Annotated in this window: 4 protein-coding genes; all 4 read left to right on the top strand. The window is 64.4% G+C overall.

The window, feature by feature from the left end:
- Window positions 1-10: 10 nt before the first annotated feature.
- The 4 genes from VSR34_RS22830 to VSR34_RS22815 all read left to right on the top strand — a co-directional run bounded on the left by VSR34_RS22830 (window position 11) and on the right by VSR34_RS22815 (window position 13,629).
- Window positions 11-799: an alpha/beta hydrolase gene (locus VSR34_RS22830; RefSeq protein WP_342963628.1), complete on the top strand. Its 789-nt coding sequence runs from the start codon at window positions 11-13 to the stop codon at window positions 797-799.
- A gap of 113 nt (window positions 800-912) precedes the next feature.
- Complete coding sequence (locus VSR34_RS22825) at window positions 913-2,103, top strand: MFS transporter (protein ID WP_342963627.1); 1,191 nt, start codon at window positions 913-915, stop codon at window positions 2,101-2,103.
- 37 nt (window positions 2,104-2,140) lie between these two features.
- Window positions 2,141-3,541 carry an amidase family protein gene (locus VSR34_RS22820; protein WP_342963626.1) on the top strand — a complete coding sequence of 467 codons (1,401 nt, stop codon included), beginning with the start codon at window positions 2,141-2,143 and terminating at the stop codon, window positions 3,539-3,541.
- A 752-nt stretch (window positions 3,542-4,293) separates the two neighbouring features.
- Window positions 4,294-13,629, top strand: a complete 9,336-nt coding sequence (locus tag VSR34_RS22815) for a hemagglutinin repeat-containing protein (RefSeq protein WP_342963625.1) — start codon at window positions 4,294-4,296, stop codon at window positions 13,627-13,629.
- The last annotated feature ends 171 nt before the right edge of the window (window positions 13,630-13,800 follow it).

Raw genomic sequence — 13,800 nt, 5'->3', positions numbered from 1 at the left:
GAACGAAACGATGGCTACGATCAAGCAGATTTTCACTTCCATGGCGCTCATCGGCGGAATGTTCGCGTTGCAGCCCGCGCACGCCGCGCCGCCGCAGGACCTGAAAGGCACGAACGTCGTGCTCGTGCACGGCGCGTTCGCCGACGGCTCCAGCTGGAACCGCGTGATCCCGCTGCTCGAAGCGCGCGGCCTGCACGTCGTGGCCGTGCAGAACCCGCTCAGCTCGCTCGCCGACGACACCGCCGCGACGAAGCGCGTGATCGACCAGCAGAAAGGCCCGGTCGTGCTGGTCGGCCATTCGTGGGCGGGCGTCGTGATCAGCGAGGCGGGTAACGACGAGAAGGTGAAGTCGCTCGTGTACGTGGCGGCCTTTGCGCCCGACAACGGTCAGTCGATCGCCGATATCACGCAGGGTCAGCCGCCGGCGCCGTGGGCCGGCGAATTGCGGAAGGACTCGGCGGGCTTCCTGACGCTCTCCGACAAGGCGATCCGCGCCGACTTCGCGCCCGACCTGCCGCCCGCGCAGCAGCGCATCGTGGCGGCCACGCAAGGGCCGTGGTTCGGCGGCTGTCTGTCGCAGCCGGTCACGCAGGCCGCGTGGCACGACAAGCCTTCCTGGTTCGTTGTGACCGCGCGCGACCGCATGATCGACCCGGCGCTCCAGGCGTCGATGGCCACGCATATCGGCGCGAAGGTGACACGCGTGAACGGTAGCCACGTCTCGCTCCTGAGCCAGCCGAAGGCGGTCGCCGACGCGATCATCGACGCTGCGGAGCATGCGCAGCACGACGCGCAGTGATGTCGTGACAACGGCCGCATGCACTTTCATCGCACGCGAGGAGCACCTCAATGCAGCGCTCGGTACAGGGACTGATAATCTGGGCACTTCCGCCATCGTCCGGAAGTCCCGCCGTGCGCCCATTCAGTGCCGTCTTCATGCTCGTCGGCGTCCTGCTCGCATCGGCGGGCTATGGCGCGACGTTCCTCTTCTCCATGCACGTGAGAGCCATCGGCGGAACCGACATCCATACCGGCGTGGCGCTGGCGGGCGCCGCGCTCGGCACCTTCGCGGGCGTGTCGCTCACGGGATGGGTCGCCCAGCATGTCGGTGCGGCGCGCATGTCCGCGCTCGCGGCGCTCTGCGTAGGCGCTGGCGTGGCGAGCTTCGCGCTCATCGAGCGCGTGAGCGCATTCGACGTCGTGCCGGGGTTCCTGGTGGGCTTCGGCTGGGGCGCATTCTGCCTCGCGGCGCCTCTCGCGCTCGCCGAGCGCACAAGCGATGCCGAGCGCGGCCCGTGGTTCCTGCGCTTCGCCACCATGCAGATGACGGGCATCGGCGGCAGCCCGGCGCTCGCCGGATTCGCCATCCGGTTCTGGCGCATGCCGCTCGGCGGCGTGCTGTGCGCAATCGGCGGCCTGTGCGTGATCGCGGCCGTGATGCTCGAAATCTTCGGCCGGATCGCGCCGCAAGTGCGCGGGCGCGAGTCAACACATGAATCGCCCGCGCCGGATTCATGGTTCTCGAAGCTGGGCGCGATCGTCCGCACGCGCGCGGTCTATCCCATCGTCATCATCGCGCTGGGCGGCTGCGTGTTCTCGGGCCTGATGACGTTCCAGATGTCGCTCGTGCAAGGCACCGGGGCGAAACCGACCACTTTCTTCAGCGTCTATACGGTGACGGTCATCGCGACGCGCTGGCTGCTTGCGCGCGTCGTCGTCAAGATGCGCCCCGGAACCGCGACGAAACTGCTGCTCGCCATGATGGTGCTGGGCAGCGCGGCCATGTTCGTCGTGCCGTTTCACGTACTGTTCCAATCGGCGTCGGCGCTGCTGCTGGGTACGGGATACGGGCTCGCGTATCCGATCGTCCAGCTCCAGGCCGTCAACGATTCCGTTGCCGCGCATCGCCGCGCCGCGCTCACGTGGTTCGTCGCGGCGTATTTCATCGGCGCGTTCGGGTTTCCGGGCGTCGGCGGCTGGGTGCTCGTCCACGGCGGCAGGGAAGCGCTGCTCGCCCTCATCGCGGCGTGCGGGCTAGCGGCGCTCGCACTGGCGGTCCTGCGCGACAGGCGGCGCATCGAAACGTTTTCTGCAAGCGCGTGAACACCCACTCTCAATCCGACCATTGAACGGAGGGATCGTGACTGAACTATGGCGTTTATCGGCAACCGCACTCGCCAAGCGCGTTCGCGCGCGCGAAGTGTCGGCACGCGAGGCCGCGAAGGCCGCGCTCGATCGGCTCGAGGCCGTCAACCCGCTCATCAACGCGGTGATCGACTATCGGCCCGAGTGGGTCTACGAACAGGCCGACAGGATCGACGCCGCCATCGCCCGCGGCGAGGACGCGGGTCCGCTGGCGGGGGTGCCCGTCACCACGAAGATCAATGTCGACCAGGCGGGTTTCGCCACGACGAACGGCACGCCCCTGCAGAAGGATCTGATCGCGCAGGTCAACAGCCCGGCCGTCGAAAATCTCGTGCGCGCGGGCGCCGTGCTGCTTGGGCGCACCAACTCGCCGACCTTCGCGCTGCGCTGGTTCACGAGCAACCAGATCCACGGACACACGCGCAACCCGCGCAATCCGTCGCTCACGCCGGGCGGCTCGAGCGGTGGCGCTGCGGCGGCGGTGACGGCCGGCATCGGGCATGTCGCGCTCGGCACGGACATTGGCGGCTCGGTCCGCTATCCGGCGTATGCGTGCGGCGTGCACGGCCTGCGGCCCAGCTTCGGGCGCGTGCCGGCGTTCAATGCGTCGTCGCCCGAGCGGCCGATCGGCGCGCAGCTGATGTCGGGCGCGGGCCCGATCGCGCGCACGGTCGAGGACCTGCGCGTGGCGCTCGCCGCGCTCGCGGCGCCCGACCTGCGCGACCCCTGGTGGGTGCCGGCGCCGCTGACCGGCCCCGAAACGCCGCTGCGCGCGGCGCTCTGTCTGCGCCCTGGCGGCATGACCGTCGCAAAGGAGGTGGAGGACGCGTTGCTCGACGCCGGCCGCCGACTCGCGGACGCGGGCTGGCGCGTCGAGCAGATCGACGACGTGCCGCTGCTGCGCGACGCCGCCGAGGTGCAGGAGCGCCTGTGGCTTGGCGACGGCTTCCCCGCGCTCGCCGAAGCCGTGGCGCGCGACGGCGATCCGGGCGCGCAGGCCGTGGTGGACGGCATGCGCGCCAAGGTCGCGGCGATGCCCGACAACGCGGTGGTCAAGTCGCTCGTGCGGCGCACGACGCTCACGCGCGAATGGCGCCTGTTCCTGTCGCAGTACCCCGTGCTGCTGCTGCCGGTTTCCGGCGAACTGCCGTTCGCCGACGACCTCGACCGGCAAGGCGCGGCGGGTTTCCGTCGGGTATGGGATGCGCAGTTGACCATGCGTGCGTTGCCGGCCATGGGCTTGCCGGGGCTCGTCGTTTCGACGGGCATGGTGAGGGACGTGCCGGTGGGCGTGCAGATCGTGGCGGGGCACTTCCGCGAAGACTTGTGCCTGCTGGCGGGCGAGGCGATCGAGGCGCGTGGCGCGCCGCCGTCGCCCATCGACCCGGCCATGTGAGCCGGGTCGGGCGCGGTCCCGGTGGGGCGTCCCACGAGGAGAGTTCGGCGAGTCCGTTGTCGGCGATCAGGTAGGCGCGACGCTGCGTGTCGCTCCAGCCCGTGCAGTCGATAACGGGAATTGTCCCCTCAGGGATGGGCGTACTGTCGGGCAGCCGTATCGTCTGTCCTGCCGCGTAGAGCTTGCGTACGCCGAGCACGCGACGGCAACGAGCCCTGCGCGTCGGCGAGTACGGGATTCGTAAAGCCCCACTCGGCGATGGAGGCCGCGATACGCGCGACGTTCGCCTTGTCATGCAGGCGCGGATTGATCGCGCTCGGGATCAGCGTATCGAGCGGGACGAAGGCGATCTGCCGTCCCGGACGAAATTACCGCGATATTGGCCGCCGCTGCGGCGGTCGTAGCCTTGCTGCTGGTCGCCTGCCTCGTCGGGGCGGCAATCTTTATGCGACGTAACGATGCACCGTTCGAGCGTCATTTATCTCAAATACTGAGGACTCTTTACGACGGGGAGGCGGAGAAATAATTCAACACGCATTAAATGAGTGACCAAAATCATCAAATACTGTCAGATTAACAAAAATTCAGATTTATCCGATAGTGATCTCGGCGTCGCTCTGATAGTCTCGTCAGCCACACGCTTAAAGCGAAGCGCATAACGGCGCTCGATCTGCTGTTATTGCCCTGCGTCGTCGTAAAACAATTGGAAAACGCGCCGCGCGGGGCTTCATTCAGCACTACGGGTACAAGCAATGAATAACCGATGTTACCGGCTTGTTTTTAAGAAGCTCAGGGGTATGCTGGTCGCCGCTTCTGAAACGGCCATCGCTCACGGAAAATCAGGTCAGGGAGAAACCGGCGCATCGTCTGCGATGCGACCGATTACGCTTTTCGCAATGCGTCACGCGGTATTTGCAGCGCTCGCGCTTTTCGGGCTCGCTCCCGCGCTCGCGGATGCGCAGATCGTACCGTCCGGCGCGCACGCGCCAAACGTGATTAATACTGCAAACGGGCTCCCGCAGGTGAACGTTAACAAGCCGTCGGGGGCTGGTGTATCACTTAACACTTATTCGCAATTCGACGTGGGTTCTGGCGGCACGGTGTTGAACAACTCGTCCATTATAACGTCGACTCAACTCGCCGGGCAGATTAACGGAAATCCAAATTTCGGGGCGAACGATGCCGCGAAAATAATTGTTAATCAGGTTAACAGTAACAATCCATCCTTACTGCGAGGTTACGTCGAGGTCGCAGGCGCTAAAACTGCCGCTGTCGTGATCGCAAATTCATCGGGCCTGGTCGTTGACGGCGGCGGCTTTATCAATACGTCGAAAGGTATTTTAACGACGGGCAACCCGATCATCGACGGTAGTGGCAACCTCACCGGGTTTAACGTTACCCAGGGTTCCATTACTGTTCAGGGCGCGGGGTTGAACGCCTCGAATATCGACGAGGTCGACCTCCTGTCTCGCGCGGTACAAGCCAACGCCGCGATATACGGTAATACGTTGCACGTCGTAACTGGCTCGAACAGCATCGATTACGCGAGCCTCAATCCGACGCCAATCGCGGGTACCGGCACAGTTCCGGGCGTCTCTATCGACGTCTCGCAGCTCGGCGGCATGTACTCGGGGCGCATCATTCTGGTTGGCACGGAGAATGGTGTCGGGGTCGCCAATGCCGGGTCAATTGCCGCACAGGCAGGCGACCTTACACTGACTTCTGCTGGTCAGCTAGTGCAGTCCGGCACGGTCCAGGCGAGCGGTACGGTCGGCATCAATGCGGCGAGCGTGACCAATACGGGGACGATATACGGCCAGCAAAATACCGCCATTGGCACGCCGGGGGCAGTCACCAACAGCGGTACGATTGCAGCACAACAAAACACGTCCATCAACGCGGGCAGCATCGCGTCGACCGGTACGCTCGGCGCGGGCGTGAACAGCGACGGCACTATCGCGAATACGGGTGACCTGTCGGTCAATGCGACGGGTGCGGTATCGGCAACCGGGCGCAACGCAGCGGGTGGCAATGCAACGATCCAGGGCGCGTCGCTGAATCTAGCGGGCAGCAGCACGTCAGCGAAAGGCGCGTTGACCCTTGCCGCGAACAGTGGTGACCTGAATCTCGCGGGTGCCACCACGACGGCGGGCGGCACGCTCAACGCAACCACCACGGGCACGCTCACGAATGGTGGCGGTGCCCTCTCGTCGGGCGGCGCGCAAACGATCACGGCGGGCGCGCTGTCGAACCGCAGCGGCCAGATCGTGTCGGGCGGCGCGCTGACGGCGAATGTTGCGGGCGCGGTGAACAACCAGGACGGCACGATGCAGGCGGCGGGGGCGCAGTCGTTGCATGCAGGTTCGCTCGAAAACAGCGGCGGGCGCATTGCCTCGCTCAACACGGACGGTCTGAGCCTGACGACAACCGGCCTGCTCAACAACGGCGTGGACGGCACCGGAGCGGGCACAATCGGCGGCAATGGCAGCGTGACCGTGCAGGCGGGCCAGCTTGCGAACGCCGGTTCGGTTACGGCTGTGCAGACGCTGATCGCGAGCGCCGTGCAGACGCTGTTCAGCAGCGGCACGCTGGCGGCCAACGGTAATGTCAGCCTGTCCGCAGGCACGACGCTGGGCAATTCCGGCAGCATCGCAGCCGGTCAGCTCGCCACGCTCTCGGCTCCAACGATCGATGACAGCAACGGCACGATAACTGCCACCCAGATCGCGTTGCACGCGACGAACCTCATCAACCGCGGCGGCAGCATCACGCAGACGGGCATGAACGCGACGACGGTCGATGTATCGGGCACGCTCGACAATACAGGGGGCGCCTTCCAGACCAATGCCGCAGACCTGACGCTCTCGCCCGCTTCCATTGTCAACGACCATGGCACGATCGCCAATGCTGGCACGGGCACCCTGTCAGTCAATACGGAATCGTTGTCGAACAACGCCGGGAAGATCGCGACGAACGGCGCGCTCGACATCCACGCGGGCGCGGCATCGAATCGCGGGGGCACGCTCGCGGGGCAATCTTCGGCCACATTGAACGTTGCATCGCTCGACAACAGTGCGGGCGGCTATGTCGGCGCGCAGGCGGTATCGCTGACGGACACCGGAGTGCTGAACAACGCACAAGGCACGATCCAGGCGAACAGCACACTGGGGGTGGCGGCACAATCGATTGCCAACGACGCGGGCACCATCGCCAACGGCGGCACGGGCGCAACGAGCGTCGCGGCAACGGGCGCGCTGACGAACACCGTCAACGGCCTGATCGGCGGGAACGGCGATGTGTCGGTTTCTGGCGGCAGCATCGAGAATTCCGCCGGTACGGTTGTCGCAGGCGGCGCGCTGTCGGTCCAGTCGGGCAGCACGCTCGGCAACCGCGCAGGCGCAATCCAGGGCAACGGCAACGTCGCGGTAACGGCGCAAGGCGCGATTGACGACACGGGCGGTCAGATCGAGGCGGACGGCACGACCAGTACGCTCAGCGTGTCGGGCTCGACCCTTGACACCACGAACGGGCGCATCGCGAATACCGGCACGGGCGCGACCACCGTCAGCGCCAGCGCCATTACGAACAGCAACGCGGGCGGCGTTGCGGGCGCAGGCACAATCGGCGGCAACGGCGACGTGACGGTAACCGCGCAGACGCTCTCGAACACGAACGGCGCGCAGGTCCTGTCGGGCCACGACCTGACGCTGAACATCGCGCAGCTCGCCGACAACACGAATGGGGCGCTTTCTGGCGCGAACAACCTCACGCTCAACGGCCCGAACGCGGCGGTCATCAATGCTGGCGGCTCGATTCACGGCAACGGGGCGGTCAGGCTGAATACCGCGTCGCTCGATGACACCGCAGGCCGCATAGGCAATGACCAGGGCAGCGGCGGCAGCGTCGTGATCACCACCGGGACGCTCGCGAACCAGAACGGCGCGATTGGCAGCGACCAGAACCTGAGCGTGACGACGAACACGCTGACCGGCGACGGGCGCATCATCGCGGGCAATGACGGCACCGTGACCATCAATGGCGACTATACGAATGATGCCGCGAACCAGATCCAGGCCAACCACGATCTGACGTTCACGACGGCGGGCAATTTCGTGAATCAAGGAACGCTTGGCGCGGTGAATGCGCTGACCGTGAATGCTGCAAACGTCGATAACCAGGCTGGCGCGGACCTCAATTCGTCAAACACGACGGTCAACGCGCAAAGCGCCATCACCAACGAAGGCCGCATCGAAGGCGATTCGGTAACGACGCACAGCGCGACGCTCGCCAATACCGCGACGGTGATTGGCAACACGGTGACGGTCAACGCGAGCCAGTCCATCGCCAACCAGGGCACGGCCGCAATCATGGCTGCCGCAAGCGAACTGGACCTGTATTCGCCAGGGGACATCTCGAACACGGGCGGCGCGAACATGTTCAGCCTGGGCGACATCAACATCGCCGCCGATGCGACCCGTGACGCAAACGGGCTGCTTGCGAACCGTTCGAACTCGGTGACGAATGACCAGTCCACGATCGAGGCCCAGGGCAACATCGAGGTCGCCACGCAGACGCTGAACAACACGCGCCCCACGCCGACCGTGAGCACGGTGCAGACGGATGTCGAAACCGTCCACCAGACCAAGCGCCAGAAGTACATCGCCTGCGCGACGGGGAACTCCGACGGCCACAGTTCCTGCACACAGGCGGTCTGGGATTACGGCTACAAGGTGCCGCGAAACGCGACCTACAGCGCGTCAGACGTGGTCTCGGTATCTTCGGGTGCGAGCGCGACGAACAGTTTTGTGGTGGTCGACATCAATGGCCAGCCGCAGACGATCTGGTACAACACGCTCACGAATAACGCCGATGGCTCGATTTCGATCAACTACTGGGACGCCTACAATCCCAACATCAACTACCTGCCGTCCAGCGAATATGCTTCCCGCAGCGATGCGCACAACGGCTATCAGCGCGTCGAGATCGCGCGCGACACCACGACGACCACCAGTCAGGATCAGGTAACCGGCACGCCGGCGCAGCAGGCCCAGCTTCTCGCGGGCGGAACCATGACGCTCGCCAATGTCGGCACGGTGAACAACGCCTACAGCGCAATTGCCGCAGGCGGCTCAATCCAGATCGGCAGCACCACGCAGGCGGGCACGCTCGATCCATCCGCGAGCGGCAGCTACGGCGGGACGGCTGTCAACAACCTGGGCCAGACGCTCTACCAGTACCAGAAGCAGGATATCGTTTCGACCTATGCGTGGAACGAGGACACCACGCGCGATGTCGGCCCGGTCACCGAGCCGTCCATCCTGCTCGCACCGGTCGTCATTGGCGGCACGGGCGGCACGATCATCGCGAACAACGCGGTGCAGATCAACGCGACGAATATCAACAACACAAACGTCGCGGCGGCAAACTCGGCGACGGGGGCTACCGGGGGCACGCTCGGCGCGAATGGCGGTGCAGGAAGCATTGCGGGCGGCAGCAGGCAGACCGTCAATCTCGCGACGGGGCAGACCCAAACCATCAATGCGCCGCAGTCGGTCGCAGGAGCGACGGGCGCGTTGAACATTACCCTGCCGAAGAGCGGGCTGTACCATTTCAATACTGCTCCCGGCGCGTCCTGGCTGATCGCGACCGATCCGCGCTTCACGAGCTATAAGCGCTTCATTTCGAGCGACTACATGCTCGGCCAGCTTGGCCTGAACCCGCAGAGCGTCGAAAAGCGCCTCGGCGACGGCCTGTATGAAGAGCAGATGGTGCGCGACCAGATCACGCAACTCACAGGCCGCGTGTACCTGCAGGGCTACACCGACAACCTGGACGAGTATCGGTCGCTGATGACCAGCGGCGTGAGCGTCGCGAAGGAATTCAACCTCGAACCTGGCATGGCGCTCACCGCCGCGCAGATGGACGCGCTGACGAGCGATATCGTGTGGCTCGTCAACCAGACCGTGACCTTGCCGGACGGCACCACGCAGCAGGTGCTTGCTCCCGTCGTTTATCTGGCCCACACACATGCGAATGACCTGCAGCCGACCGGCGCGCTGATCGCCGCAGATGATGTCGAGATTCACGCTACCGGCAGCGCCGTCAACTCGGGCGTCATCAAGGGCGGCACGCAGACGGTCATCAGCGCGACGGACATCGTGAACCGTGGTGGCGCAATCGGCAGCAGCGGCGCAAACGGCACGACGGTCGTTTCGGCGACGAATGACGTAGTCAATGCATCAGGCCAGATTACGGGCAACCGCGTGGCGGTGCTCGCGGGTAACGACATTATCAACACCACGCTCGTACAGGCGAACGGTGTCAGTTCGGCCGTGGGCGACAGCAAGGTATCGCAGACACTGCTGGGTGCACAGGGCACCATCGCCTCGACGGGGGACATGCTGGTCGGCGCGGGCCATGACCTGCTGGTCCACGGCGCGAACATTTCGGCGGGCGGCAATGCATCGATCAGCGCCGGTCATGACATGACAGTCAATACCGTGCAGTCCGACGTATCGCAGTCGGTCGAGAAGAATGCGAATCATCACTGGGAAGCAAGCAGCGTCACCAACGAAACAAGCGCGATTTCGGCGGGCGGCAGCCTCGGGCTGCAGAGCGGCAACAACATGACGTTCACGGGCGCGCAGGTAAAGGCCGGAGGCGACCTCGCCGCTGTCGCTGGCGGCAACCTCACGGCAACAGCCGCCACGAACACCGCGAAGTATGACAACGTTGCGACGGACAACAGGACGCGCAAGCAAGTGGACGGGAGCTACGACGAACAGGCGGCCGGCACCACTTTCACGGCAGGCGGCAACGCCGCGCTTGGCGCGATCAGTACGGATGCCTCAAAGGGCAACGTCACCCTGACCGGCTCATCGCTCACGGCGGGCATGGTCAACGGTGTGGATACGGGAGCGGGCAGGGCATCCGTCGCATCCACCGGCACCACGACAATCAACGAGGCCCGCGAGGAACACGACAGCTATATTTCATCGCAATCGAAGCGCGGCAGCTTCGTGAGCGGTTCCACGACGGATGCTTCGCGGGCCACCCAGGCCAACATTGGGGTCGCGAGCACCGTGTCGGGCGATACCGTGCAGGTCAAATCGGGCAAGGATCTGGCGATCCAGGGTAGTAATGTCGTCGGCACGAATGACGTGAGCCTCGCGGCTGCGGGCAACGTGAACATTACGACCTCCCAGGATACGCAGAATTCGCAGAGCTCCTACGAGAAGCGCGAGTATGGTTTCCTGTCGGGGCTGAATCCGCTGAACCAGCTTGACGGCGGCCTGCAGGGGTATTCAATCGGTGTGCGCAAGACCACCGACGCCCAGCAGGCAACACAGGTCACGAACAACGGCAGCATGGTGGGGGCGATCAACGGCAACCTGAGCGTGTCGGCAGGCAATGATGTTCACGTAACGGGCAGTTCGCTCTACGCGGGCAACAACCTCGGTCTGGCTGGCAAGACCGTGACGATCGATGCAGCGCAGAACACCGCGACGCAGAACGAGCAGCAGTCGTTCAGTCAGACGGGGATTACCGCCGGAATCAGCAGCCCTGTCATTGCAGCCGTGCAGACTGCCAACCAGATGCGCAAGGACGTGCAGCAGACGAAGGGGGATGTGCGACTGGATGCACTGGCCGCCGCAACGACCGGACTTGCCGGAAAGAACGCCTACGATGCGGTGGCAAGCAACCCGTCGCAGCTTGGCGGTGTCGGCATCAACGTGTCGCTCGGCACGAGTCACAGCAACAGCAGTTCGACCGCGACTTCAACGACCGCAGCGGGCAGCACCGTGGCGGCTGGGAATAACCTGACCATCGCGGCTTCCGGCGCGGGTGCCGACAGCAACATCAACGTTATTGGCAGTAACCTGAAGGCTGGCAACAACGCCGCACTGCTCGCGGATGGCGGCATCAACCTGCAGGCCGCACAGAATTCGGATAGCCAGAAAAGCACCAACAGCAGTTCCAGCGGTTCGGTTGGCGTCACGTTCGGGTTCGGCCAGCAGAACGGCATATCCTTCCAGGCGGGCGCGTCCGCGTCGAAGGGCAACGGCAACGGCAGCGACACGTCGTACACGAATACGCACGTAAGCGCAGGCAATACGCTCACGCTCCAGTCTGGCGGGGACACGAATCTGATCGGTGCTGATGCGCAGGGTACCCAGGTCGTCGCCAAGGTGGGCGGCAACCTGAATATCGAGAGCCTGCAGGATACGAGCCACTACGATTCGAGGCAGACGGGCGGTGGCGTCTCGGTCAGTGTGTGCGTGCCGCCGATCTGCGCTGGCAGTTCCAGCGTCGCAGCTAACTTCAACCAGCAGAAGCTGAACAGCAACTACGCCAGCGTGACGGAGCAGTCCGGCATCCAGGCAGGCGACGGCGGCTTCCAGATCAACGTCAAGGGCAATACCGGTCTCACGGGCGGCGTGATTTCGAGCAGCGATGCGGCGGTTGCGAATGGAGCGAACAGCCTGACGACCGGCACCCTGACCTACAAGGACGTGCAGAACCAGGCAAGCTACAGCGGCTCCTCGGTCGGGATAAGTGGTGGTTATGGCGGCGACATCGGCAAATCGTCGTCGGGAACCGCGACGAACGTCAACCCCGTGCCCGGTACGACCCTGCCAGGCAGCGGCGGTTTGACGATGGCGCCCCCCGTTGCGCTGGCTGCGTCGGGCGATGCGTCTTCAACCACGCACAGTGCAATCAGCGGTGGCGCGATCACGATCACGGACAGCGCCGCCCAGCAGCAGTTGACGGGCCAGACCGCAGACCAGGCTGTCGCGGGGATCAGTCGCGATACCAGCAGCACGGCAAATCCGCTTGCGCCGATCTTCGACAAGGACAAGATCGAGGCGGGGTTCGACATCACGAGCCAGTTCGTGAATCAGGTCGGGACGTTCGTCAACAACCGCGCGAAGGAAGCCGACGCGGCGAAGCGGGTTGCCAACGATCCGAATCTGACGCCCGATCAGCGCGCTGCAGCGCAGCAGCAGGCGGACCAGTTGAACGCCGAATGGGGACCTTCCGGCTCGTATCGCCAGGTGCTGACGGCGCTGAGTGTGGCGGCCGGTGGTAACGTGACGGGTGGCGTGGGCCAGTTCGCGCAGGCGGCAACCGTGGCCTATGTCCAGGAACTGGGTGCGAATGCGGTCAAGCAGATTGCCGATTCGCTCGACAGCGATACGGCGCGCGCGGCCCTGCATGCCATCGTGGGGTGCGCGGGTGCAGCGGCGAGCAGCCAGGCATGCGGCGCGGGTGCGATGGGCGCCGCGGCGAGTTCCGTGCTTGGATCGCTGCTGGGGCCGACGAGCGATATGTCGGCGGCTGATCGCGAAGCGCGCGAGAATCTGGTGAACAGCCTGGTCGCGGGCATTGCGGCTGCGGGCGGGTTGAATGCGGCGACGGCGACGGGGGCTGCGCAGGTTGAGGTGGAGAGCAATCAGGTTGCGCCGATGGCGTCGCCGCCGCCGTGGCTTGCTGGATTCAAGTTGCCGGGGTACAAGGGGGAAACGGCGGGCAAGGGCGATGGGGTCATCGTCGATAATGCCACCGAGCTGGACCCCTCGGCGAAGGCGGGGCCGCTGGTGACGCCGCTGCCGGACGCCAGGACGATTGGCGACTGGATAACGGCCATCATCCCGGATCAGGTCAAGGGGCTGGTTGACTATGTCATAACGTCGGTGGGCGGGTCGGACTCCCGTAAAGCCACAAACAACTCTGGGCAGGGGTTGGACTGGTCGATCGTCAGCAAATCGGGTGAAACGCGTGCCGATCACGTTGTCGATCAGCATGGCGATCTCAATCTGAATAAGCCGAACCAAGGTGTTTTCTATGGTAATCCAGTGTCGACAGTGAACGACGCATGGAATACTGTTCAGCAAACTGGCATCCAACCTGTAACCAACGGCGGCACCGACATTTACGTTGTGCCACGTCCAAACTCAGGATATGCCGGAGGCTACACTGGGCAACGACAGAACCTGAATTCCGTGACCATCATTACGGTGCATGGAACGAATCAAGTCATTACCGCATTCCCTGGCAATGGTCTACCTTTGCCGAAGGCACCTTAGCCATGACCTACGTACACTACGCTGTTGTCAACGAAACATGCCCAGTATGCGGGCAGGGAAGAGTTCTTGTGGCTTCCGAGAAGGACGGTCACTCGCTCTTCGTCCTCTGTGAGGACTGTGAATCAGAGTGGAATGAACCTAGCGAATCGCACGATGCGTCTATAGCCACTC

Source organism: Paraburkholderia sp. JHI2823 (assembly GCF_038900695.1).
Taxonomy (GTDB): domain Bacteria; phylum Pseudomonadota; class Gammaproteobacteria; order Burkholderiales; family Burkholderiaceae; genus Paraburkholderia; species Paraburkholderia mimosarum.
The sequence above is the reverse complement of the archived record's forward strand: the minus strand, read 5'-3'. Positions and strand labels throughout refer to the sequence as shown.

Excerpts from the sequence above, each read along its gene's own strand:
- VSR34_RS22830 (WP_342963628.1), top strand. The coding sequence starts at position 11 with ATGGCTACGATCAAGCAGATTTTCACTTCCATGGCGCTCATCGGCGGA.
- VSR34_RS22815 (WP_342963625.1), top strand. The coding sequence starts at position 4,294 with ATGAATAACCGATGTTACCGGCTTGTTTTTAAGAAGCTCAGGGGTATG.